Below are 23,978 nucleotides of genomic sequence, written 5' to 3'. Positions count from 1 at the left end.
CCAACTCCATCCCCGTCTACGACCTGCCAGACGGCACTCAGGACCTGGGCGATCACTTCGTCAGCGTGGAGGCAGCGAATGTCGGAGACCAACCGATTGCGATCACGAGCTGGGGGGTGGAGTTGCCGGATGACCGGCGACTCTTGTCACACGTGGTGAGAACTGGGCTACTCCGCTCCCTCACGCACTCAGGCCAGGCGCTCCGCCGGCAAGGTTCCTGATCCGAGCCGATGAGCTACGCCGTGTAGAGCGGGAGAAAGCGAATCCCGTTCACACAGATGCATCCCTACGTGGGCCTGGCCGATGGAACCATGGTGCGCGCAGACCGAAGTGCGCCGCTGGCGTGACTGCTGTGAAGTCCGGGGGAAGCGTTGGTCATCGCCCACACACTGAACTTTGAAAACGCAGACGCAGACAACGGGCAGCGTTACACAGAGTCACGCCGATATGTACGTTACGTCCCTTCCCGACGACGCTGCGTTCAGTAAGCGACTGCTGTTCGAGGATGCAGCGCTGAGCACCGCGGAAGGTGAGGTCCGATTCTTGTCGACCCACGGCTGGGCAGTGCGTTCTTTGTACACCCCGCTCTGTCAGACCCCAGCCGTACCGTAGGCACAGTAGCGACGAGTGGGAAGGGCGTCCGTGACCGAGGTAAGACTCGATGACCTGATCAAGGACCTCGACCAGAAGGCGAAGGACGAGTTCGCGTCCACCCCCGAGGTAATGGACAAGGGGCACAACCTCGACGTGTCCGCGCTGCCGATCACTGCAAGGAGGTGGCACAAGGTTACAGACGCCGTCGCTGTGGTCGCAGACTTGAAGGGCTCCACCAAGTTGGGCACCAGCAAGTGGGCCGCGAGTACAGCCAGCATCTACGAGGCCAGCACCGGCGGCGTCGTAAGGATCTTCGACGAGTTCGAGGCCAACTTCTTGGCGATTCAGGGGGACGGTGCGCTTGCACTCTTCTGGGGGGACCTCCGATATGAGCGTGCGCTGGCCTCCGGGATCACAGTCAAGACGTTCAGCGTCGACTTGGTGAAGCGCCTTGAAGACCGGTGGCCAAACGACTCCGAACTGCCCAGCACTGGATACAAGGTCGGCGTCGCATCCAGCCGTCTTCTAGTCAAGCGGGTCGGTACACCACGCAACGTCAACCAGCAAGAGCCGGTTTGGGCGGGCAAGGCTGTCAACTACGCTGCTAAGGCAGCTCAGTCAGTCGATCGACACCTCATGGCTGTGACTGGCAGCGTGTGGGACCGGGTCGAGAAGAATGACTACCTGGCTTTCACCTGCCCTTGCGGTGAAGGACCGACTGACACCCTCTGGGAGGACCACACCATCGATCGGCTTCCCGACGGAGATCCAGAGGCCCAAGGGCGCGTGCTGTCCTCCACTTGGTGCGACACCCACGGAGAGGAATACTGCGCGGCCGTCTTGCGTGGCGAAAAGAAGCGTAACGACGTCGGTCACCTGAAACGGGCGGCTGCATCGGCACAGATGCGTGAGGCGATCTGGGTAAAGGCGCAGCAGGAACGCCAAGCACTGCGAGCACGACGAGCTGGGTTGTCCTCGTGATGCCGCAGCATGACTCCCCGGCCAATGAGGAGGACGGGAAAGGCGTCCCACGCCCAAGCACCCTCCAGCCGGAGCACGCATGGAAGGCGCTGAGCCTAGTCAATGACTGGGTGAAGCACGCTGAGACCAAAAGCGTCGCAACCCTGGCCGCTGCTGGCGTCGCTGGTGGGGTCGCCTACAACTTGCTCAAGGACCAAAGCAACCCCGGGATCATCCTTGACGTCGTTGCGGTCGTCGGCTGTCTCATGATCCTCCTCGCCGGACTATGCGCTATGGCCGCCCTTGCTCCTCAGCTCAAACCTCCTTCGCCTGGCGAGTTGCGCGCGAAGTTCCGTGACCTGTGGGCGAGGCGGAGTGTTCCTCGCAGAGACGGCGAGACCGAGCCAACGCAGGCTGAGGCTGAGCGCAGTCCAACGAATCTGCTGTTCTATGGCGACGTCAAGCGTCAATACGAGCACGACGCGCCGACGTACGCACAGGTGCTGGCCACGCTTACGGGAAACAACGAGGAGATCACTCATCACATTGCGCTTCAGGTGCACGCAAACTCTCTCGTCGCGAATAGAAAGTACGTATGGGCTAACCGCGCAATCCGAGCGCTTCGCGTGGGCCTCATCTGCCTGGCACTAATCGCATTGATAATCGCCGCTCGCTAATTTCTAGATCCCATAGAGATCCCGCTACCGACCATCAGATCGGCGCGTAACTCATACCAAATCCCGTCACTCTGCGCCCGATTTTGCGATCCACCGTGCGACACCTTCGAAGGCGTTGAGTGCCCGCATGTCGTAGGGACCGAAATAATCCTGGCAGTCATGGCCGAGGCGGTTGTACAGGGCCGCGGCCCCTCGCGTGTCGCCCGACTGGCCTGTGACTTCGGCATGCTCTACGCGCGCCTCGATCACTGTCTGGTCATTCGGTCCGAATCGGAATTCCAGTTCGAAGATGCGGCGGTCCAATGCCCTGACGCGCTCCGAATGATGAGTGTCGCCGTCCACGCCGTCAGGCAGGGCCTGTCCACTCGCATCGGCCAAGTCCTCCACGCCCAGAGGTTTCTCGATATCTCTCATCACTTCTGCAACCGCTCCGGCACTTCGCGGGCGATATGCTGGGTCCTTGGCCAAGAGAATCCGAACGATGGAGTCCAGTTGATCGGGCACGCCTGGACGGTGGGCGCTCGGAGGTGCTGGCGAATCGTCCTGGTGCATTCTGCCTACGGTCATGGGATCGTCCTGAGAGCTGCCGAAGGGGGGACGCCCAGCCAGCATCTCGTACAGAACGCAGCCGACGGAATACAAATCGCTTCGCACACTGCCCGGGCTGTCGTTCCACCGCTCTGGTGCCTTGTACAGCGGGGTGCCCACACCCGTGTGAGACTGGGTGACATCCGCGAAGGAAGCCAGCCCGAAGTCCACGATCTTGACCTCGCCCTGGTTCGTGATCATGATGTTGTCGGGCTTGATGTCATGGTGGAGCACGTTACGGGAGTGGGCGGCTTCCAGGCCCTCGCAAATTTCGCGTGTCCATCGAACGGTACGTTCAAGTGGGAGAGTGGGGCCCGTCTTTAAATGGCTAGTGAGCGACCTGCCCTGGATGTACTCCATAACGATGTAGAGCTCGCCATCGTGTTCACCCGTGTCATAGATGTGTGCGACGTGGGGATGATTGACGCGCGCCATCGCAAAGCCCTCGCGCTCGAACCTTCTCACGGTCCAATCAGTGAACTCCGTGGGGGCTCCCTGCTGGCGGAGGCGTCGTCGTGCTAGGAACTTTAGGGCCACAGTGCGGCCCAACTTCGTATCCTCGGCCGGCCACACGTCACCCATGGCACCACTGACAGGGCCATCCTTCGCCATGAAACGGCCACCGATCAGCTTGGACGTATCCATCCGCTCCCTTTTCCACTCCCCGGCCAGGTCACGTCAATCCAGTGATCAATTACGCCGATGACTCCCTCCCCACTCGACGAGGAAAGTCAGTTGCTCCACCGCCTCGTGCCATTCCTCAAAAAAATCCTCGCACTGACGTAACGCCATGTCCAACGTTGTCACAGCCTCATGGCGCAATCGGTCTCCCTGATCGCGTACGTACTTCTTGCGGAGCGGAAGGCTCCAGATCTCCCAAATCGGCCACGTGAACATAGCTATCGTAAGCAAGCCAAATATCCAGCGTGCGACGCCGTCGACGAACGGCACCACGAGCGCCCCAGTGAAGGCACCGATCACTAAGGCTGCAACAACGCGAGGCCATCTACGTACCACAGCGTCCGACTGAACCTGGGTCTGCTGCTCGATGTGCGCGGTAAGCTCATCGAGAAGTGGCCTAGCCTCCACCATCAACTGTGGGTCTGTGGCAACTGTGCATGACCAATCTGCGACGCTCAAGGTGATGTGGCGCGGAAGGCGATTCTGGGAGACGGCAACGAATCGCTGTGCGGCCTTCTCCAAACCCGGCCAGATTGCACGTAAAGCCATCCGGCGGGCTGGCTGGCCGAGCTGTATTTCGTCCGGTTCAAAAACGGCTTGGTCTAGAAGCGTCATGAATTCAACCGGGGCAGCGTCAGGGGCGAGTGACGCCTCCTGCGCCCTGCTGGCCTCCTCAAGGTCTCCCCCATGTTCGATGATGCGCTCAAGTCGCCGCATCCTCTCTCGCATATCCGCTTCATCCGGTTCAAGTTGATCGATAAGGCGTTCCAGGGCGCTCTCGACGTGGCGACCGCTACCGACTGGCATATCGACCCCATCCACTCCGTCCGGGAACACCCTTCGGAGATAGGCCAAGGTCACATCTGGCACAGTGGCCAGTTCCCAACCGTCCCGAAGTACCTCCCATTGACCTCCGCATGTCTCACGCAGAGCCGTGTACCGATTCTCGGCAACCCGGCTTCGCAGGCCCAGCAATCGGGATTCCAAGTCCGTGCCACCACGCATGTCGGGGATTTTGACCGCGCCGATCGAGAGGTGCGAGTCGCCTCGGTTCCATCGCGCCATGGCCTGCTGGGCATATCCGAGCGCTTTCTCGCCCAGTTCCTTGCTCGCGATCGCGTCCAGGACGACCAAGAAATCCTGCCCCAGTTCGTCAGGGTCGAGTGACTGGAGGTAGAGGTCCATCCATGCGGCGGCTTCGGTCTCGTCTCCGAGGCGAGAACATGTCAACGAAAAGAAGAGGTTGGCCTTGGCGGCGTCCAAGGCGCAGGCATGTGCACGGGCGCGCCCACCCTGTTCCTCCTCGTCGCGGAACTTGGCCGCGACCGCCATGGTGGCAGGCGCAAGCCAGTACGTCGGTTCGAGGAGCAATCGCTCCTCAGAGCAGGCTCGCACGGTGGCTGTGTTCACCACGTTCCTGTAGACGGCCTGCGCAGTGAGGGTGTGCACGAGGCCGCGGGCCAGGGCACGGGTCTGCTTGCGCTGTGCGAAGTTTGCATGCCACTCGGTTGTCAGTCGAGACAGTTCGGCCTGAGCTTTGGAGACTTCTCTGTCGCGTCCATACTGCTCGATGAAGATGTCGAGGGTCTGGCGCGTGTCGGTGACAGCGCTCTCCAACCCTGCGATCTCCCGACGCACGTTGGTGACTTCGCTGCTGAGACTCACCACATCGGCTTGTACTCCATACAGCCCACCCCTGAACCCGTCCAACTTCTCCTCGTGGCGCCCTTGTCCCTCTTCTATGCAGTCGATTCGTTCGCTGAGTCGTTGTAGTGCCGAGTCCGGCTCAAGCCAATCTTCCATGCCGTCCCCCGAAGTCGTAGCCGCATGCGGTGCGAGACTGCTCATTGTCGACCGCACATGGGCGTCTGGTCGGCAACTGGCTTGATTTATGGCGGTATTGAGCTGTTCCAGCCACTGTCAGTGGGGGGTGGCAGTATGACGTGACGTGACCCGCCGATCAGACGGAGGTGCTCCATGCGTGAGATCGTTTACTTGTCGGAGAGCAAGCTGCGACAGTTCGTGCCCGAGCCGCGGCGTGTCCCACGTACAGGTGCTCTCCGGTTGACCACGCCGCTCGGCGGTATCGACATGGACGCGCCAACGGCGGACGGGGAACAGGGGCAGTTGCGGCACCTGCGCGACGTATCCAAGCACGTTGAGCTCGTGGCGGATTGGTACGCGGTGCCTAACCTGCGTCCCGGTCAGTGGGTGCAGTTCGAGGCGCCGCTTCGCTGCGTAACGCTCAGCGGTGCTCACCAGGATCTAGTCTTGTTCGTGGACCCACCAGGTGGAAGAGGAACAGCCCCTGCAGCTGACGGAGGCTGTCGTTTGCTCATGCATGGGTCGGCCCGGCATCTGAGGAGCTGGATCCCGATATCAGTGGATGGTCCCGCGCTGGAGGTAGAGAACTCAGTCTCTAGCCTGGGAACTGCATTCGTAACCAGGGTCGGCCAGGTCGTACAGGCGCTCACGAGTCACCGGGACCCGTCGTCAGAGGAGCACACCTCATCCCTGACGGAGGTGCGTCTGCACGGCCGGGGCGTGCAGGAACTGCTGGAAGCACTGGACGACGAGGACAACGACATCGACATGTCCGCGATGATGACTGGGTACGCACGTGTCACAGGGCTTCTTCCGCGTACCGGTGCCACACCTCGGTGTGTAGTGGCGAGCCCACTCGTGGTGGAATACGCGACAGCCGACTCTGCACAGGTCCCCGATTGATTCCACAGCAACTTCGCGCACACCCGTGCAGCGCCTCCATTAGTCGAGTTGCGCGAGCCCTTCCATGGCGATGCGTTCGAAAACGGCCTCGTCCGCTGCAAAGTCCGAGTCCGGGATGGGCCAGTGGATGACGATCTCCGTGAAGCCGAGCTCCCGGTGCTGCCCAGCGAAGTCGACGAAGGCATCGAGTGACTCCAGAGGGCGACCTCGGTCCGGCGTGAACCCCGTGAGCAGGACCTTGTCCATGGCGTCGGCGTCGCGGCCGATGTCCGCGCACGTCTTGCCCAGCTTCTCGACCTGGTCGCGCAGGGCCTGCCGGGACTGCTCAGGCGTGCCCGTCTCGTACAGCTTGGGGTCGCCGGTGGTCACCCACGCCTGACCGTGGCGCGCGGCAAGCCGCAGCCCGCGCGGGCCGGTCGCAGCCACGGCGAAGGGCAGTCGGGGGCGCTGTACGCAGCCGGGGATGTTGTGCGCCTCATGCGCCAAGTAGAAGTCGCCGACGTATGAGACACCATCCTTGCCGTCCTCGGTCAGCAGCCGGTCGAGCAGGGGCACGAACTCCGCGAACCGGTCGGCACGCTCGCGGGGGGTCCACGGCTCCTGGCCGAGCACGGTGGCGTCGAAGCCGTTGCCGCCGGCTCCGATGCCCAGTGTGACCCGGCCGCCGGAGATGTCGTCGAGCGAGATCAGTTCCTTGGCCAGGGTCACGGGGTGCCTGAAATTAGGCGACGTGACGAGGGTGCCCAAGCGCATCTGCTCCGTGACGCCCGCCGCAGCCGTCAGCGTCGGGATCGCACCGAACCACGGCCCGTCCCGGAACGAACGCCAGGAGAGATGGTCGTAGGTGTATGCGGTGTGAAACCCGAGCTCCTCCGCGCGTTGCCATGCGGCACGGCCCCCCTCATGCCAGCGACGGTACGGAAGGATCACGGTGCTCAGACGCATACTCATGGCTCACAAGCCTACGGCGCCTCTCACTGCGTCCGGGAGCGCCCCGCTCCAGCTCCGCTGAGCCGGCAACCGACGCCATGGCGCACAACAGCCCTGGTGGGGGCGGTAACCACTCACCTGTGCGCACTCCCGCACGACCGTGCGGGCATATGCGGGAGAATGGCCCGGTGACCTCAGCGACTCGACAGCCCGAGACCAAGGCCTCCGCCGTCCCACCACGGCTGATCGCCACCGACCTCGACGGCACCCTGCTGCGCGACGACAAGTCGGTGTCCCCGCGCACGGTGGCCGCCCTCGCCGCGGCCGAGGAGGCGGGTATCGAGGTCTTCTTCGTCACCGGCCGCCCGGCCCGCTGGATGGATGTCGTCAGCGACCACGTGCACGGCCACGGCCTGGCGATCTGCGGCAACGGCGCCGCCGTGGTCGACCTGCACGGCGGCCCCGGCAGCCACCGCTTCGTGAAGGTCCGCGAACTGGCCCGGGAGAACGCCCTCGACGCCGTACGCCTGGTCCGCGAGGCGGCTCCCGGCACGGTGTACGCGATCGAGCTGACGTACGGCTTCTACCAGGAGCAGGCGTATCCGAAGCTGCACATGGAGATACCGGACAGCCTCGCCACCGCCGAGGAACTCCTCGCGCCGGACGCCCCGGGGGCCGACGAGCCGGTGCTGAAGATCCTCGCGTTCCACCCCGAGCTGGACCCGGACGTCTTCCTGAACGTCGCCCGCCTCGCCCTCGGCGACCGCGCCAACGTGACCCGCTCCAGCCCCAGCGCCCTGCTGGAGATCAGCGGACCCGGCGTCTCCAAGGCCAGCACACTCGCCCTGTGCTGCGCGGAGCGCGGTATCGCGCCCGAGGAGGTCGTCGCCTTCGGGGACATGCCCAACGACGTCGAGATGCTCACCTGGGCGGGACAGTCGTACGCGATGGGCAACGCGCACCCCGCCGTGCTCGCCGCGGCCTCCGGACGGACCGTCGACAACAACGAGGACGGCGTGGCGGTCGTGATCGAGCGGATGCTGGCGGAGCGGCGGTAAGGGCCCCGGGCCCGGAGCACGGTTCCCGCCCGTGGGCTCAGCCGATCGGTACGCCTCGCTGGGCCAGCCAGGGCAAGGGGTCGACCGCCGATCCCATGTCCGGGGTGACCCGCACCTCGAAGTGCAGATGCGGGCCGGTGGAGTTGCCGGTCGTGCCGGACTGGCCGATCCACTGGCCGGTGGTGACACGGTCCCCCTGGTCGACGGCGACGGCGGCGAGATGGGCGTACTGGGTGTAGTAGCCGCCCGGGTGCTCGACGACGATCGCGATGCCGAAGGCGCCCCCGCAGGACACCCGCACCACACGGCCCGCGCCGACCGCCCTGACCGGTGTGCCGATGGGCACCGCGAAGTCCTGGCCGGTGTGCCGGTTCGCCCAGCGGGAGCCGCCGCTGCCGAAGCCCGCGGACAGGTCGATCGTCTCCACCGGCGCGACCCACGGGGCGGTGATTCGGGTCGGCGGCTGGTCGAGACGGACGGCGCCGGGGCAGCTACCCGCCGCGGCCGAGGCATCCGCCTGTCCCTGCGACTGGCCGCGCGCCTCCCCGTCACCGTCGCCCGGCCTGGCCGCCAGCACGGCGAGCGCGCACAGCAGCACCGGAACAAGCAGTGGATGACGGCGAGATGAGCGCATGTCAGCGATCGTGACCCGCATGTGGGGCAAGGACCCTGTTGAAGTCGTACGCATGGGGGACGCGTTGCTGCGAACGGCTCAGCGGGGGCCGTGACGGGGGCTCGGCCCGAGCCGCGCCGGACAGGTCCCGGCCGGGTTCAGTGCGGCGCCTGCCACACCACCGTCGTACCGCCGCCGTCCGGGCCGATGCCCGGCCCGTACCAGCTGTCGCCGCCCAGGGACTCGGCCCGGCGCTTGAGGTTCTTGAGGCCGCTGCGGCGCCCGCCCACCGGGATGCCGACGCCGTCGTCCGCGACGGTGAGCCGTACGCCGGGACGGCCGTCCGGGAGGGTCGCGGTCGCGTCGACGACGACCTCGATGCGGGCCGCCGCCGCGTGCCGGAACGCGTTGGAGAGGGCCTCGCGCAGGGCCGCGATGAGGTTCTTGCCGGTGAGGTCGCCGACCGTGGTGTCGACCGCGCCGACGAAACGGTGTCCGGGTGTGAAGCCGAGCGGCACGGCCGCCATGTTGATCTCCCGGAGCACCCGGGTGCGCAGCCCGGAGGGCCCCTCGGCGGGGCCCCGCTGGAGCGCGAAGATCGCGGTACGGATCTCCTGGATGGTGACGTCGAGTTCGTCGACGGCGTTACCCACCCCCTGGCGCACCTCGCGGACGAGCGATCCGCGCTGGGCGCTCTCCAGCATCAGCCCGGTGGCGAACAGCCGCTGGATCACCAGGTCGTGCAGATCGCGGGCGATGCGGTCGCGGTCCTCGTACACCGCGAGCCGCTCCCGGTCGCGCTGCGCCTCGGCCATCATCAGCGCGAGCGCGGCCTGCGAGGCGAACTGGACCGCGAGGGTGCGCTCCGCCTCCGTGAACGGCCGCTCGCCCCGCGCGCGAGGCGTGACCAGGGCTCCCAGGACCCGCCCGCCGCTCTGTAGGGGCAGCACCATGATCGGCCCGTAGGAGCGGGCGAGGGCGCTGAGCATCCGGGGATCGGTGGCCGCGTCGGCCACGAACACCGGCTTCCCGGCGAGGAGTTGCGTGATGATCTCGCTCTCCGGCGGGACGACCCTGCCGAGCTGGTCGGACGGCTGTTCCGAGGCCACGGCGACGATCTCCATGCCGCCCTCGGCGGCGGGCAGCAGCACGATCCCGGCCGCCGAGCCGGAGAGCCGGCGGGCCCGCTCGGCGACGACCTGGAGCGCCTCCTCGGCGTCCCCGCCGGACAGCAGGGCGGTCGTGACGGCCACCGAACCGTCGATCCACCGCTCACGCTGCTTGGCGGCCTCGTACAGCCGGGCGTTGCCGATGGCGATACCGGCCTCGGTCGCCAGCACCCGGACCATGCTGACGTCGTAGTCGTTGAAGGGTTTCCCGCCGCGCTTCTCGCCGAGATAGAGGTTCCCGAAGACCTCGCCCTGGACGCGGACCGGGACGCCGAGGAAGGCGCGCATCCGGGGATGGTGGTCGGGGAAGCCCCAGGAGCGCGGGTCCTCGGTCACGTCCGTCAGCCGTACCGGACCGGGTTCCCGGATGAGGGCGCCGAGCAGTCCCGTGTGCCCGTCGGGCAGCCGTCCGATGCGCCGCGCGGTCTCGGTGCCGACGCCGTGGAAGACGAAGTCGGCGAGCGCGTCGCCGTCCTCGTCGATGACGCCGATCCCCGCGTACCGGGCGTCCGTCAGCGCGGCGGCGGCCTCGCAGATCCGCTCCAGAGTGGAGCGCAGTTCGAGACCGCTGCCCACGGACCGCATCGCCTCCAGCAACTGCGGGACGCGGACGGCCAGTTCGGCCGACAGTCCCGGGGCGGACGACGGGGGACCGGGGCGCGCGGCGGCTGACATACCCCCGAGCCTAATTAGTCCCCTTTGTCACGGAAAGTCGAGCCGCTCGGCGCCGGGCCCGGCTAGCCCGCCGCCACCAGCAGCTCCGACTCCGCCTCCCGCGCCGCCATCCCCCGCAACGGCCCCTCCACCGACGCCAGTCCGGCGAACGGCCCCCGCTGCACCACCCGCCCCTCGTCCAGCACGATCACCTCGTCCACGCCCTCCAGACCCGCGAGCCGGTGCGTGATGAGGAGAGTCGTACGGCCCTCCGTGGCGGCCAGCAGATCGGCGGTGAGCGCGTCGGCGGTCGCCAGGTCCAGATGTTCGGCGGGCTCGTCGAGCACGAGCACCGGGAAGTCGGCGAGCAGCGCGCGGGCGAGCGCCAGCCGCTGCCGCTGCCCTCCGGACAGCCGCGCCCCGTGCTCACCGACCAGCGTGTCCAGGCCCTCGGGCAGCCCGTCGGCCCAGTCGAGCAGCCGCGCCCGCGCCAGCGCGGCCCGCAGTTCGTCCTCGGTCGCGTCCCTCTTCGCCAGCAGCAGGTTCTCGCGCACCGAGCTGTCGAAGAGATGCGCGTCCTGCGCGCACAGGCCGACGAGCCGTCGTACGTCGTCGCCGTCCAGGGCGTACGCGTCCACCCCGGCCAGTGTGTACGTGCCGGCGTCCGCGTCGAGGAACCGCAGCAGCACCTGCGCGAGCGTCGTCTTGCCGGACCCGGAGGACCCGACGACGGCGACCCTGCGGCCCTTCTCCAGCGTCAGGTCGAGCCCGGCGAGAGCGTCCCGGTCCTGCCCGGTGTGGCGGGCTGCCAGACCCTGCACGACGAGCGGGAAGGGCGTCGCGGGTGCCTGCCGGGGCCGCTCCGGTTCGCGGACGGGCTCGGGGGCGTCCAGCACCTCGTACACGCGCTCGGCGCTCTTGCGGACCCGCTGCCGGTACTGCACGGCGAGAGGCAGGCCGAGGACGGCCTCGAAGGCGGCGAGCGGGGTGAGGACGACGACCGCCGTCAGAACACCGCTGAGCCGCCCCGCGGCGACGGCCTGGGCCGCGACGAGCGCGGTGGCGGCGACGGTCAGCCCGGAGACCAGCGCGGTGAGTCCGTCGCCGAGGGCGGTGGCGGTGGCGGCGCGGGAGGCGATCCGGGTGAGCACGCCGTCCGCCCGCCTGGCCTCGGCCGTACGGGCGGGCAGCGCGCCCGCGACCGTCAACTCGGCGGTTCCGGTGAGCAGTTCCGTCACGCGGGTCGCCAGAGCACCACGGGCGGGGGCCAGCCTGCGTTCGGCACGGCGGGCCACGGCGCCGGTCACGAGGGGGACTCCGGCACCGGCCGCGAGAAGGCCGACCGCGAGGACGGCACCGGCCGCGGGCAGCAGCCAGGCCGTGAAGCCGACTGTCGCCGCGGATACGGCGACCGCGACCCCGGCGGGCAGCAGCCAGCGCAGCCAGTAGTCCTGCAACGCGTCCACGTCGGCGACGAGCCGGGACAGCAGATCGCCCCTGCGCGTGTCCCGCAGTCCGGCGGGCGCGAGCCGTTCGAGGCGCCGGTAGACGGCGACCCGGGTGTCCGCCAGCATCCGCAGCACCGCGTCGTGCGACACGAGCCGCTCCGCGTACCGGAACACGGCCCGCCCGATCCCGAAGGCCCTGGTCGCCGTCACGGCCACCATCAGGTAGAGCACAGGCGGCTGCTGAGAGGCCCGCGAGATCAGCCACCCCGACGTCCCCATGAGCCCAACAGCGCTGCCCAGCGCGAGACTTCCGAGCAGCAGCGCCAAGGCGAGGCGTCCACGCCGGGCACCGGACAGGGCACGGACGCGGGCGAGGACACCGCCCTTGGGCGCCGCCGGCCGCGTCTCGGGTTCGTCGGGAGCCACGGAACTCACGTGTGTTTCCTGGGCAGTCCGGGCCTCGGGGATCGCCGCCCCGGCTTCCGCACGCACCGCGGCCGTGCCCTCCGTCACCCGCACCACCCGGTCGGCCACCGCCAGCAGGGCCGGCCGGTGCACCACGAGCAGGACCGTCCGTCCGACCGCCAACCGCCGTACCGCCTCGACCACTTCGGCCTCGGTCGCTCCGTCCAACGCGGCGGTGGGTTCGTCGAGGAGCAGGACGGGCCGGTCGGCGAGGAAGGCCCGGGCGAGGGCCAGCCGCTGCCGCTGCCCGGCGGACAGCCCGGCGCCGTCCTCACCGAGCACGCTCCCGATCCCCTCGGGCAACGCGTCCACGAAGCCCAGGGCGCCCGCGTCGGCCAACGCCCGCCGTACGGCGGTGTCGTCGGCGTCGGGGCGGGCGAGCCGGACATTCTCGGCGATCGTCCCGGCGTACAGCTGCGGGCGTTGCGGCACCCAGGCGATCCGGGACCGCCAGAGCTCCAGGCCCACGTCGGCGAGATCGACTCCCCCGACACGCACCCGGCCCTCGGCGGGCCGGACGAACCCCAACAGGGCGTTCAGCACAGTGGACTTTCCCGACCCGCTCGGTCCGACGAGGGCGACCGTCTCCCCGGGGTCCACGGCGAAGGACACGTCCGACACGGCGTCCACGGAGCGTCCGGGATAGCAGACGGTCACGCCGTCGAGAGCGAGGGCGTCGGACGGTGCTTCGGCGGTGCCCTGAGCCGGGACCGGTGTCTCCAGTACGGCGAAGATCTCCTCCGCCGCCGCGAGACCTTCCGCCGCCGCGTGGTACTGCGCGCCGACCTGGCGCAGCGGCAAGTACGCCTCGGGGGCCAGGACGAGGACGACGAGACCGATGTAGAGGTCCATGTCGCCGTGGACCAGACGCATGCCGATCGTCACGGCGACCAGGGCGACGGAGAGGGTGGCGAGGAGTTCCAGGGCGAAGGAGGAGACGAAGGCGATCCGCAGGGTCCGCATGGTCGCCTGCCGGTACTCGCCGGTGATCCGGCGGATCGACTCGGCCTGTGCCTTGGCGCGCCCGAACACCTTCAGGGTGGGCAGCCCGGCGACCACGTCCAGGAAGTGCCCGGACAGGCGGGACAGCAGCTGCCACTGACGGTCCATCCGGGACTGCGTGGCCCAGCCGATCATCACCATGAAGAGCGGGATGAGCGGGAGCGTGCCGACGATGATCGCCGCCGACACCCAGTCCTCGGTGACGATCCGGGCCAGCACCGCGACCGGAACGACGATCGCGAGGCCCAACTGCGGCAGGTAGCGCGAGAAGTAGTCGTCGAGGGCGTCGACCCCCCGAGTGGCGAGGGCGACCAGCGAGCCGGTCCGCTGCCCGCTCAGCCAGCCCGGTCCCAGCTCCACGGAACGCTCCAGCAGCCGTCCCCGTAGCTCCGACTTCACGGCGGCGCTGGCCCGGTGAGCGGCGAGTTCGGTGAGCCAGGAGACCAGGGCGCGGCCGACGGCGACCGCCGCCAACAGCAGCAGGGGAGTGCCGAGTTCACCGACGGACATCCGGTGCTGGAAGGCACCGACCACGACCTCCGCGATGAGCATCGCCTGCGCGATGACCAGCGCCGCCCCCACGGCACCCAGCCCGACGACCGCCATCAGGAAGAAGCGGGTGGCGCGGGCGTAGCGGAGCAGACGTGGGTCGACCGGTTTCACGTGAAACACACCCTCTTCTCAAGGGGCACGTTTCACGTGAAACATGCCCCATGTCGGACTGCGGCGCGCGGACTCAGTGCGCGGCTTCGGCGATGTGCTGTGTGCCGATCCGCTTGCGGAACACCCAGTAGGTCCAGCTCTGGTAGAGCAGGACGATCGGGGTGGCGATCCCCGCGCACCAGGTCATGATCTTCAGGGTGTACGGGCTCGACGAGGCATTGGTGACCGTGAGGCTCCAGTCCGGGTCGAGCGAGGACGGCATGACGTTCGGGAAGAGCGAGAGGAAGAGCATCGCGACGGCGGCAACGATGGTGACCCCGGAGAATGCAAACGACCAGCCCTCACGCCCCACTTGGATCGCCCCCAGTGCCGCGACGAGTGCGACGACGGCCACGATCAGCGCCACCAGACTCTTGCCGTCACCGCTGTCGGCCTGAGTCCAGATCAAGAAGGCCAGCGCCAGCAGGGCGGTGACGAGACCGACCTGAAGGGCCAGCTTCCGCGCCCGGGCCCGGATGTCCCCGACCGTCTTGAGGGCCGTGAACACCGTGCCGTGGAAGGTGAAGAGCGTCAGCGTGACCAGGCCGCCGAGGATCGCGTACGGGTTGAGCAGATCCCAGAAGTTGCCGACGTACTCGAAGTTCTTGTCGATCTTCACGCCGCGCACGATGTTGCCGAAGGCCACACCCCACAGGAACGCGGGGAGCAGCGAGGTCCAGAAGATCGCCGTCTCCCAGTTGCGCTGCCACTTCTCCTCGGGCCGCTTCGCCCGGTACTCGAAGGCGACGCCCCGGACGATCAGGCAGACCAGGATGATCAGCAGGGCGAGGTAGAAGCCGGAGAAGAGGGTGGCGTACCACTCGGGGAAGGCGGCGAAGGTCGCGCCGCCGGCCGTGAGCAGCCAGACCTCGTTGCCGTCCCAGACCGGGCCGATCGTGTTGATCAGGACCCGCTTCTCGGTGCGGTCGCGGGCGAGCAGTTTGGTGAGGATGCCGACCCCGAAGTCGAAGCCCTCCAGGAAGAAGTAGCCGGTCCACAGGACGGCGATGAGGACGAACCAGACGTCGTGCAGTTCCATGACAGTTGCAGCTCCCTCGGCCTAGTACGAGAAGGCCATCGGCTTGTCGGCGTCCTGGGAGTCGCCGCCGATCTTCGTGGGCGGGTTGAGGTCGGCCTCGGTGAGTTCGGGCGGGCCGGCCTTGACGTACTTCGCGAGCAGCTTGACCTCGATGACGGCGAGGATCGCGTAGAGCGAGGTGAAGACGATCATCGAGGTGAGGACCTCGCCCTGGGAGACGCTGGGGGAGACGGCGTCACGGGTCTGGAAGAGGCCGTAGACGACCCAGGGCTGGCGGCCCATCTCGGTGAAGATCCAGCCCCAGGAGTTGGCGATCAGCGGGAAGCCGAGGGTCCAGATCGACACGAGCCAGTAGAGCTTGGTGAGTTTCGGGCCGAGGGCCTTGTTCTTGAAGAGGACCACGTTCGGCACCTCGTCCTCGCCGACCCTCAGATGCGGGGGCAGCATGAACTTCTTCCGGGTCAGCCAGAGCCCGGCCAGGCCGATGACGAAGGACGCCATGCCGAAGCCGATCATCCAGCGGAACGCCCAGAAGGTGACGGGGATGATGGGCCGGTAGTCGCCGGGACCGTACTTGGCCTGCTCGGCCTTGTTGGTGTCGTTGATGCCGGGGACGTACGAGTTGAAGTCGTCGTCGGCGAGGAAGGACAGTATCCCGGGGATCGACAGCTCGACGGAGTTGTGGCCCTTGCTGACGTCGCCGTAGGCGAAGATCGAGAACGGCGCGGAGTTCTGGCCGTCCCACAGTGCCTCGGCGGCGGCCATCTTCATGGGCTGCTGCTTGAACATGACCTTGCCGAGGGTGTCCCCGCTGACGGCGGTGAGCAGACCGGCGATGGCGACGGTGACCAGGCCCAGCCGCAGCGAGCTCTTCATCACCGCGATGTGCTTCTTGCGGAACAGGTGGAAGGCCGCGATGCCGACCATGAACGCGCCGCCGGTCAGGAAGGACGCGGAGAGCGTGTGGAAGGCCTGCGCGAGGGCGGTGTTCTGGGTCAGGACGTGCCAGAAGTCGGTGAGTTCGGCACGGCCCTTCGCCTTGTTGATCCGGTAGCCGACGGGGTGCTGCATCCACGAGTTGGCCGCGAGGATGAAGTACGCCGACAGGATCGTGCCGATCGAGACCATCCAGATGCAGGCCAGGTGGATCCGCTTGGGCAGCTTGTCCCAGCCGAAGATCCACAGCCCGATGAAGGTGGACTCGAAGAAGAACGCGATCAGTGCCTCGAAGGCGAGCGGGGCACCGAAGATGTCACCGACGAATCGCGAGTAGGCGGACCAGTTCATGCCGAACTGAAACTCCTGGACGATGCCCGTGACGACGCCCATGGCGATGTTGATCAGGAAGAGCTTGCCCCAGAACTTGGTGGCCCTGAGGTACTTCTCCTTCTCTGTGCGCACCCACGCGGTCTGAAGCCCGGCCGTGAGAGCGGCGAGCGAGATCGTCAGCGGGACGAACAGGAAGTGGTAGACGGTGGTGATGCCGAACTGCCATCGCGCCAGTGTCTCCGGCGCCAGAGCCAATTCCACGTCGTCAGTCTCCTTACGTCGCCGTGGTACAGCGGCAGTTTGCCCCTTTTGTCACACGCATCATGGGACGAACCGGGACACGCTTGTGAACGCGTTCACATTCACAAGCTATTATGACGTACGGATTTTCGGCAGGCGACGGGGGGTCCCGTTCCAGAACCCCCATACGAAGGGGGGTCGCCTGGTGGCAACCCCCCTGACGTCACTCGTTACGAACCCACACACCGGCGGATGTGACGAACGACTCGCCGGCCCGCGTGGCCGACCACTCACCGACGACGGCTGGAGCTCGGCTAGAACTCCTTGGTGAACCCCTCCGCCACCTTCAGGAAGATGTCGTTGGCCTCGGTCTCCCCGACCGTGATCCGCACGCCCTCGCCCGCGAACGGCCGCACCACCACGCCCGCCCGGTCGCAGACCGCCGCGAAGTCCAGCGTGCGCTCCCCCAGCCGCAGCCACACGAAGTTGGCCTGAGTCTCCGGGACCGTCCAGCCCTGGGCGCGCAGCGTGTCGACCACGCGGGTGCGCTCGGACACCAACGAGCCGACACGGCCGAGCAGTTCGTCCTCGGCACGCAGCGAGGCGATCGCCGCCTCCTGCGCGAGCTGGCTCACCCCGAAGGGCACCGCCGTCTTGCGCAGCGCCGCCGCCACCGGCTCATGGGCGATCGCGAAACCGACCCGCAGGCCGGCGAGGCCGTACGCCTTGGAGAAGGTGCGCAGGACGCAGACGTTCGGCCGGTCGCGGTAGAGCTGGACGCCGTCCGGCACCTCGAGATCGCGGATGAACTCGCGGTACGCCTCGTCCAGTACGACGAGCACATCGCCGGGCACCCGGTCCAGGAAGCGCTCCAGCTCGGCCCGGCGGACGACCGTGCCCGTGGGGTTGTTGGGGTTGCACACGAAGATCAGCCGGGTGCGGTCGGTGATCGCGTCCGCCATCGCGTCCAGGTCGTGCACATCGCCCGGGGTCAGCGGCACCTGCACGGCCGTGGCGCCGCTGATGCGCGTGATGATCGGGTACGCCTCGAAGGAGCGCCACGCGTACATGACCTCGTCGCCGGGGCCACTGGTCGCCTGGATCAGCTGCTGGGCGACGCCGACCGAACCGGTGCCGGTGGCCAGGTGCGAGACCGGCACGCCGAACCGCTCCGCCAGCTCGTTCATCAGGCCGGTGCAGGCCATGTCCGGGTACCGGTTGAAGGACGCGGCGGCCGCGGTGACGCTCTCCATCACGCCGGGCAGCGGGGGGTAGGGGTTCTCGTTGGAGGACAGCTTGTAGGCCACCGGACCGTCCGCCGAGGCAGGCTTGCCCGGCTTGTAGGTGGGGATACCCTCCAGCTCGGCGCGCAGCTTCGGGCTCGTCTCGCTCACCGCAGTCCTCCTTGTGACCACCACCGGCTTCGAATACTGCTCACCTTATGAGGATTCGGGGGCGAGGCGTACAGGTCGGGTGCCGGAGAGGGGTGGGCGGCGGTCTCCGGAGTAGGGGTGACGGTGGTCGCCGGCGTAGGGGTGACGGTGGTTGCCGGTGAGGTGTGGACGGTGGTTGGCGGAGGTTCCGCAGAGGCTGTCGGCATCGCCTCACGTGTCACATGCACATCAGGGGCATCACCGTACGAAGGCGCACGAAGCGGGGGCGCGCTGTACATATATCTATGCGCCGGTGGCTCGCGCCGTAGCGCGCATCCCTCGTGCAGGTGAGTTGAGACCTCTTCGAAACATGGGGGGCTCGGCAGGTCCATGCGCGCCGACAAGTCACGTAGTGCCATTGCATCGTTTAACTGACTTTGTTTCTAAGGTAGTTGACCCCTTCTGACCTTGCAGAAACGTGCCTGTCAACGCGTGCATATGCGTCCGCACTACCCCACCGCATGAGCCCTACTATCGGCTCGCCATGACAGCAGCAGGGAAGCACCAGGTGAGCCGCGCGGAAACCTCTCGTCGAGGAAGCCGGCCGGGCCGGGCGGGAATCAGAGACGTGGCCGCCGCGGCCGGAGTCTCCATCACGACCGTCTCCGACGCCCTCAACGGCAAGGGCCGGCTCCCGGACGCCACCCGACGCCATGTCCGAGAAGTCGCCGACCGGCTGGGCTATCGCCCCTCCGCGGCGGCTCGCACGCTCCGTACCGGCAAGTCGGGCCTCATCGGCCTGACCGTGACGACGTACGGGGATGAACCTTTCACCTTCACCGAGTTCGCGTACTTCGCCGAGATGGCGCGGGCCGCCACCTCGGCCGCGCTCGCCCGCGGCTACGCCCTCGTGATCCTCCCCGCGACCTCGCGCCACGACGTGTGGTCGAACGTCGCCCTGGACGGCACGGTCGTCATCGACCCGTCCGACCAGGACCCGGTGGTCAGCGAGCTGGTCCGGCAGGGTTTACCGGTCGTCTCCGACGGCCGCCCGGCCGGTTCGCTCCCGGTCACCGCGTGGGTGGACAACGACCACGAGGCCGCGGTCCTGGGCATCCTGGACCACTTGGCCGACGCCGGCGCCCGCCGGATCGGCCTGCTCACGGGAACCAGCACGGACACGTACACGCACCTCTCGACCACGGCGTACCTCCGGTGGTGTGAGCGGGTGGGCCAGGATCCCGTGTACGAGTCGTATCCGGCGCACGATCCGTGCGCGGGGGCCGTCGCCGCGGACCGGCTGCTCGCCCGGCCCGACCGGCCCGACGCGGTCTACGGCCTCTTCGATCCCAACGGCACGGATCTGCTGGCGGCGGCGCGGCGGTACGGGATGCGGGTGCCGGAGGACCTGCTGCTCGTGTGCTGTAGCGAGTCCACGGTGTACGCCAACACCGAGCCGCCCATCACGACGCTGTCCCTGAAGCCGCGGCGGATCGGTACGGCGGTGGTGCAGCTGCTCATCGACGCCATCGAGGGGGTCGAGTCGGATCTGCCGATCGAGCAGGTGATACCGACGGAGCTGATCGTGCGGACGTCGTCCCAGCGGCGTCCACCGCGGACGACTGTCAGTCCGCCTCGGTCGCCTGAGGGGAAGTAGGGGGCCCGGGGGGGTGCGGGGGCGGCGCTGGGATTGGGGGGTCTGGGTCTGGGGGTCTGGGTGTTCTGGGGGGGGAGCCCTGGGGAGCTGGGAGGCCTGGAGATGAGCTGAGGGCTTGGCAGGCCGGGGGGCTGTCTGGGTGATGGTCTGTGCGGGGAGGTTGACCTCGGGGGTAGTAGCGGGTGTCTCGCGGTGCTGGTCCAGAGGGGACGTGCGGGTGGGGCTTGTCGGCGTGGGTGCTGGCGCTAAGACTCGTACGGGCCGGGGGGTCGTATCGGTGCTGGTGCTGGGGACCCCGTAGGGGCGGGTTCTTGCCTGGTCGGGGGACGGGCGTCGGGCATGGGCGCTTCTCCAAGCGGGTGTTGGGGCTGGGTTGAGGCACCACGCGGTTGGCCGGGCGGGTGTGGGCAACCGCCAGACGGCTGGCCGGGACGGTGTCGACAACTCCCGCGCGGTTGACCAGAACAGGGCCGACAGGTGCCACGGCGTCGACCAAGCCGATGCCGGCGACTCCGACGCGGTCGAGCAGGACGGTGCGGACAGCTGCCGGGGTGTCGGGGACGCTGCCAGCTCTCCCCCGGAGGCCTGTGGCGTACAGGGCCCTCTCAGGCAGCCGGTGACGGGCGGAACGGCGCCGGGACTCCCACCCGGCGCCGGGGGCCGCGGAGCGGGCGGCAGAAGCCGACAGCGGGGCGGCCAGGGCGGATTGAGGGACCGTCACCGTCGTAGGGCGGGGCAGGGCAGGCAGGGCGAGCGACGGGAACCGGCGTCCAGGTGGGCAGCACGAGCGATGGACCCCACCGCGGAACAAACACCCGGCACTCCCTCCCGGCAGGCAGCCCACCCGCCCCGGAGAACCAAGCAACACCCCCGCCTGCCAAGCACCCCAGCGCCGCAGAAGCCCCCAGCACCAACCTCGGCGAGCCACACCTGCCGCACCCGCCCAGGCGAGCCCCTCACCGGACACCAAGCAACACCCGCACCGGCCAAGCACCCCAGCGCCGTAGAAGCCCCGAGCACCAGCCTCGGCAAGCCACACCCGCACCCACCTAGGCGCCCACCCCGGCGAGCCCCCCTCACCGGATGTCCAGGCACCACCCGCACTCAACAAGCGCCCTGCACCCGCACAGGACAAGCACCAGGAACCCACCCCCGGCAAACACTCGCTCCCCGACCCTCGCCCCGACAGGCAGAGCACCCGACCCCAGCCAATCGGGCAGCCGACACCCACCCCCACCCTTACGGGGCCCCCAGCACCGGCACCGGCACCCGCACCCGCAAGCCCCGACCGCACAACCACCCCGCACCAGCCCCGGAGCCCACCCTCACCGGACGCCCAAGCAACACCCGCACCCCACAAGCGCCCCGCACCCGCCCACCACAAGCACCCGCACCCGGGACCCGACACTCACCCCCCGCACCGCCCCCAGCGGGCACCCGCCCTCACCGCGCAATCAAGCCGCACCCACCCCGCCAAGCGCCCGGCCCCGTCCCCGGCCCCGCACAAACACCCTCACCCAACCCCCAGCACCACCCCACCCAGAGCCACCCCCGCCCCCTCACACGAACCTCACCCACCCCCACCGTCACCCCCCGCACCCCCACCGACCATTTCCAGCCGCCCTCGCGGCGTGAACCCGTCCCCGTCAAGGAGGCGACGGCCAGTCGAAGACCGGGCCAATCGGGGCGAAAGAGGCGGCAGAGTGGAGTCCTGCTCTGATTCACCACCCCTGGGTCATCACATGGCGCGATCCGCATTCCTATGATGGGCCCACGACACCGCGGGCCGCTGCGACCAGGCAGTCCGACGCGGTGCAGCTGCGGCGCGATGGTGGAGGGGTCGATGACTCAGGGGGCCGGTCAGGGACCCGAGGTGGAGCGGAGTGCGACGCTGCGCGACTTCCGGGTACCCGCGTACGTCCACGAGACCGGTCCGTACGCCGACAGCGCGCAACCAGGCGAGGTCGTACGACCCGACGAGGAGGCCTTCGAAGAGGCCTATCCGGAGGGGTACACACCCACGCAGCGCGATCTGCCTGTCATCCGTCGGGGTGACACGGTTCAGGTCGCCGTGGACCCGGTGTCGGTGGCCGTCCCGCAGCAGACGGAGGGCGCCGGTCCGCTGTTCGTCGTAGGGGATGTGCACGGATATCTCGACGAACTGGTCGCCGCCCTGCGGGAGAAGGGCCTGATCGACGCGGCCGGAAGCTGGTGCGCGGGTACCGCGCGGCTCTGGTTCCTCGGCGACTTCACCGACCGCGGACCCGACGGCATCGGCGTGATCGACCTCGTGATGCGGCTGTCCGCCGAGGCCGCCGCGGCCGGCGGGTACTGCAAGGCGCTCATGGGCAACCACGAGCTGCTGCTGCTCGGCGCGAAGCGGTTCGGCGACACCCCCGTCAACTCCGGCGCGGGCACCGCCACCTTCCAGGCCGCCTGGCTCCTCAACGGCGGCCAGAAGACCGACATGGACCGCCTCCAGGACGTCCACCTGCAGTGGATGTCCCGGCTCGACGCCATGGAGGAGGTCGACGGCCACCTGCTCGTGCACTCCGACACCACCGCCTACCTCGACTACGGCGACTCGATCGAGGCGGTCAACGACAACGTCCGCGAAACCCTCACGCGCAACGACGCGGACGAGGTGTGGGACGTCTTCCGCAAGTTCACCAAGCGCTTCTCCTTCCGCGACGAGGGCGGCGCCGACCATGTGCGCTCCCTCCTCGATACGTACGGCGGGTCCCGGATCGTTCACGGGCACAGCCCGATTCCCTATCTCCTGGGCGACGTCGGCTCCGAGGACGGCGAGGACACCGCCGGTCCGGTGGTCGAGGGACCGCACGTCTACGCCGACGGACTCGCCATCGCGATGGACGGCGGAGTGACCATGGCCGGAAAACTGCTGGTCCAGCAACTGCCCCTGGATATCTGAGCGTCTATCGGGCAGGCATACCCTCTCGCAGGACCGGTGGACGACAGCGCTGGCCAGGGGCCAATTTCTGGAAACCCCCTGTCACCGTGTGCCGTCGCCGCTCTACCATCGGCTTATCCGTAGCAGGCTCCCCTCCGTTTCTGCCCGACGGCTCGTTGGCATGCGAGCCCCAAGCCCTACGGAGCATCGGGGGATGCACATGAACAGCGTTCCGCAGCACCTGCACAGCGAGGACCGCCAGGAGTACGAGCGGATCCTCGACGAGGCGCTGCGCTCCGCCCCTACCCGCCCGGAACTGGCCGCTGTCGGTAAGCGGCTCAACCCCGAACAGCTGCGCACCATGGCGCTGAACGCCACCGCGCTCATCACGGCGGCCGCGGCGACCGAGTACCAGCACTACGTGAAGGTCCGCGAGGAACTGCGCCAGCCGGCGTCGTCCACCCCGTCGACCGTCCGCGAGTCCGGCTCAGCGGAGCCGGACGGCGTGGGCGCGATGGGGCTCGCCACCACCCTGGGGGAAGCGGCCGAGGGTGCGGGCGCCGTCGCCGTCGCCGCCGTCCTCACCCCCGTCCTGGCCGGCACGGCCGCGGCGATATTCCTGCTCGTGGGCTACATCCTCAAGATGCTGACCCCCGAGCCCGCCTTCGCCAAGACCATGCTCACCGCCGGCTGGGTGTTCGGAGCCATGACCGCCGCGGCGATCCTCGTCGCCGCCGTCGGCCTGCTGCTCACCGCCCTCCGCAACCGGCCCTCGCCCGACACCGGCCCCTACGGCGAGTCGAGCGGCGAGGTCACCCGCGCCAGGGAGGCCTGGCACGACGCCCTTCTGGAACGCGGCATCCTGCCGTTCCTCCAGGAGGCACTCGCGGCCCCGGGCACGGCGGCCCTGCGCCGTACGACCCCCTCGGGACCGAGTCGCATGCCGCACCTCGGCTACGACCGCCCCGGTTTCTCCAGCCCGGACGACGGCCCGGAGCCGGGTCACCGCCCGAGCTTCACCAGCCCGGACTTCACCAGCCCGGACTTCGGGGGGCCCGAACACCAGCCGGAGTAGCCCCTCGGCTTGCGCCCCCACCCAGGGGAGCGCAAGCCGAACGTCCGGTCCCAGGGACACAGGGCCGCAGGACCGCAGGGACTCAGAGCCGCGGAGTCACACGGCCGCAGAGTCACAGGGGCGCGGGCTCAAAGGGGCGGCGAGTG

At 68.3% G+C, this 23,978-nt stretch carries 15 protein-coding genes and 1 pseudogene; 7 read left to right on the top strand and 9 right to left on the bottom strand.

All coding sequences use genetic code 11. The annotated features are described in order from the left end of the window. The first annotated feature begins 642 nt into the window (after nucleotides 1-642). Entirely contained in the window at nucleotides 643-1,575 is a 933-nt protein-coding gene (locus ACIRB1_RS22310; RefSeq protein WP_403466684.1) for a hypothetical protein, read from the top strand. Continuing rightward, nucleotides 1,575-2,231 carry a Pycsar system effector family protein gene (locus tag ACIRB1_RS22305; RefSeq protein WP_403466683.1) on the top strand — a complete coding sequence of 219 codons (657 nt, stop codon included), beginning with the start codon at nucleotides 1,575-1,577 and terminating at the stop codon, nucleotides 2,229-2,231. The genes ACIRB1_RS22310 and ACIRB1_RS22305 overlap by 1 nt, the downstream gene beginning before the upstream one ends. 66 nt (nucleotides 2,232-2,297) lie before the next feature. Here ACIRB1_RS22305 and ACIRB1_RS22300 read toward each other — a convergent pair whose 3' ends face one another. Together ACIRB1_RS22300 and ACIRB1_RS22295 are read right to left on the bottom strand one after the other, a co-directional pair. After that, nucleotides 2,298-3,464 carry a serine/threonine-protein kinase gene (locus tag ACIRB1_RS22300; RefSeq protein WP_403466682.1) on the bottom strand — a complete coding sequence of 389 codons (1,167 nt, stop codon included), beginning with the start codon at nucleotides 3,462-3,464 and terminating at the stop codon, nucleotides 2,298-2,300. A gap of 45 nt (nucleotides 3,465-3,509) precedes the next feature. Beyond that, the gene (locus ACIRB1_RS22295; protein ID WP_403466681.1) at nucleotides 3,510-5,303 is read right to left on the bottom strand and encodes a hypothetical protein; all 1,794 of its coding nucleotides are present in this window, start codon (nucleotides 5,301-5,303) and stop codon (nucleotides 3,510-3,512) included. Between the two features lie 174 nt (nucleotides 5,304-5,477). Here ACIRB1_RS22295 and ACIRB1_RS22290 point away from each other — a divergent pair, with 174 nt between their 5' ends. Continuing rightward, on the top strand, nucleotides 5,478-6,227 hold the full coding sequence (locus ACIRB1_RS22290) for an SAVMC3_10250 family protein (RefSeq protein ID WP_403466680.1): 750 nt from the start codon (nucleotides 5,478-5,480) through the stop codon (nucleotides 6,225-6,227). 39 nt (nucleotides 6,228-6,266) lie between these two features. Here the strand turns inward: ACIRB1_RS22290 and ACIRB1_RS22285 are convergent, their stop codons facing one another. Next, the gene (locus ACIRB1_RS22285; RefSeq protein WP_403466679.1) at nucleotides 6,267-7,178 is read right to left on the bottom strand and encodes an LLM class flavin-dependent oxidoreductase; all 912 of its coding nucleotides are present in this window, start codon (nucleotides 7,176-7,178) and stop codon (nucleotides 6,267-6,269) included. A 149-nt stretch (nucleotides 7,179-7,327) separates the two neighbouring features. Between ACIRB1_RS22285 and ACIRB1_RS22280 the strand changes: the two genes are divergently transcribed. Beyond that, complete coding sequence (locus tag ACIRB1_RS22280; RefSeq protein ID WP_352179804.1) at nucleotides 7,328-8,215, top strand: Cof-type HAD-IIB family hydrolase; 888 nt, start codon at nucleotides 7,328-7,330, stop codon at nucleotides 8,213-8,215. Nucleotides 8,216-8,252: 37 nt separating this feature from the next. Here the strand turns inward: ACIRB1_RS22280 and ACIRB1_RS22275 are convergent. The 6 genes and pseudogenes from ACIRB1_RS22275 to hisC form a co-directional block, all read right to left on the bottom strand. After that, nucleotides 8,253-8,756 (bottom strand): annotated as a pseudogene (locus ACIRB1_RS22275) (M23 family metallopeptidase); the annotation flags it as partial. A gap of 230 nt (nucleotides 8,757-8,986) precedes the next feature. Next, the gene (locus ACIRB1_RS22270; protein ID WP_403466678.1) at nucleotides 8,987-10,672 is read right to left on the bottom strand and encodes a GAF domain-containing protein; all 1,686 of its coding nucleotides are present in this window, start codon (nucleotides 10,670-10,672) and stop codon (nucleotides 8,987-8,989) included. Between the two features lie 62 nt (nucleotides 10,673-10,734). After that, the gene (cydD, locus tag ACIRB1_RS22265) at nucleotides 10,735-14,229 is read right to left on the bottom strand and encodes a thiol reductant ABC exporter subunit CydD (RefSeq protein WP_403466677.1); all 3,495 of its coding nucleotides are present in this window, start codon (nucleotides 14,227-14,229) and stop codon (nucleotides 10,735-10,737) included. Between the two features lie 73 nt (nucleotides 14,230-14,302). Further along, nucleotides 14,303-15,307: a cytochrome d ubiquinol oxidase subunit II gene (gene cydB / locus ACIRB1_RS22260; RefSeq protein WP_403466676.1), complete on the bottom strand. Its 1,005-nt coding sequence runs from the start codon at nucleotides 15,305-15,307 to the stop codon at nucleotides 14,303-14,305. A 21-nt stretch (nucleotides 15,308-15,328) separates the two neighbouring features. Further along, a complete protein-coding gene (locus tag ACIRB1_RS22255; RefSeq protein ID WP_352179808.1) occupies nucleotides 15,329-16,837 on the bottom strand; it encodes a cytochrome ubiquinol oxidase subunit I in 1,509 nt (502 codons plus the stop codon). 293 nt (nucleotides 16,838-17,130) lie between these two features. Beyond that, nucleotides 17,131-18,210, bottom strand: a complete 1,080-nt coding sequence (gene hisC, locus ACIRB1_RS22250) for a histidinol-phosphate transaminase (RefSeq protein ID WP_403466675.1) — start codon at nucleotides 18,208-18,210, stop codon at nucleotides 17,131-17,133. Between the two features lie 523 nt (nucleotides 18,211-18,733). Between hisC and ACIRB1_RS22245 the strand changes: the two genes are divergently transcribed. The 3 genes from ACIRB1_RS22245 (at nucleotide 18,734) to ACIRB1_RS22235 (ending at nucleotide 23,832) form a co-directional block, all read left to right on the top strand. Next, nucleotides 18,734-19,846 carry a LacI family DNA-binding transcriptional regulator gene (locus ACIRB1_RS22245; RefSeq protein WP_328830358.1) on the top strand — a complete coding sequence of 371 codons (1,113 nt, stop codon included), beginning with the start codon at nucleotides 18,734-18,736 and terminating at the stop codon, nucleotides 19,844-19,846. Between the two features lie 1,828 nt (nucleotides 19,847-21,674). Further along, nucleotides 21,675-22,778: a metallophosphoesterase gene (locus tag ACIRB1_RS22240; protein ID WP_352179810.1), complete on the top strand. Its 1,104-nt coding sequence runs from the start codon at nucleotides 21,675-21,677 to the stop codon at nucleotides 22,776-22,778. A gap of 193 nt (nucleotides 22,779-22,971) precedes the next feature. Continuing rightward, a complete protein-coding gene (locus tag ACIRB1_RS22235) occupies nucleotides 22,972-23,832 on the top strand; it encodes a hypothetical protein (RefSeq protein ID WP_352179811.1) in 861 nt (286 codons plus the stop codon). Nucleotides 23,833-23,978: the final 146 nt, after the last annotated feature.

It is taken from the genome of Streptomyces sp. NPDC096013 (assembly GCF_044763565.1).
Lineage (GTDB): Bacteria > Actinomycetota > Actinomycetes > Streptomycetales > Streptomycetaceae > Streptomyces.
This window is presented reverse-complemented; position numbering and strand designations above follow the sequence as displayed.

Excerpts from the sequence above, each read along its gene's own strand:
- cydB (WP_403466676.1), bottom strand. The coding sequence starts at position 15,307 with ATGGAACTGCACGACGTCTGGTTCGTCCTCATCGCCGTCCTGTGGACC.
- ACIRB1_RS22285 (WP_403466679.1), bottom strand. The coding sequence starts at position 7,178 with ATGAGTATGCGTCTGAGCACCGTGATCCTTCCGTACCGTCGCTGGCAT.
- ACIRB1_RS22235 (WP_352179811.1), top strand. The coding sequence starts at position 22,972 with ATGCACATGAACAGCGTTCCGCAGCACCTGCACAGCGAGGACCGCCAG.
- ACIRB1_RS22245 (WP_328830358.1), top strand. The coding sequence starts at position 18,734 with ATGACAGCAGCAGGGAAGCACCAGGTGAGCCGCGCGGAAACCTCTCGT.
- ACIRB1_RS22300 (WP_403466682.1), bottom strand. The coding sequence starts at position 3,464 with ATGGATACGTCCAAGCTGATCGGTGGCCGTTTCATGGCGAAGGATGGC.
- ACIRB1_RS22270 (WP_403466678.1), bottom strand. The coding sequence starts at position 10,672 with ATGTCAGCCGCCGCGCGCCCCGGTCCCCCGTCGTCCGCCCCGGGACTG.
- ACIRB1_RS22295 (WP_403466681.1), bottom strand. The coding sequence starts at position 5,303 with ATGGAAGATTGGCTTGAGCCGGACTCGGCACTACAACGACTCAGCGAA.
- ACIRB1_RS22290 (WP_403466680.1), top strand. The coding sequence starts at position 5,478 with ATGCGTGAGATCGTTTACTTGTCGGAGAGCAAGCTGCGACAGTTCGTG.
- ACIRB1_RS22280 (WP_352179804.1), top strand. The coding sequence starts at position 7,328 with ATGCGGGAGAATGGCCCGGTGACCTCAGCGACTCGACAGCCCGAGACC.
- ACIRB1_RS22305 (WP_403466683.1), top strand. The coding sequence starts at position 1,575 with ATGCCGCAGCATGACTCCCCGGCCAATGAGGAGGACGGGAAAGGCGTC.
- ACIRB1_RS22240 (WP_352179810.1), top strand. The coding sequence starts at position 21,675 with ATGGTGGAGGGGTCGATGACTCAGGGGGCCGGTCAGGGACCCGAGGTG.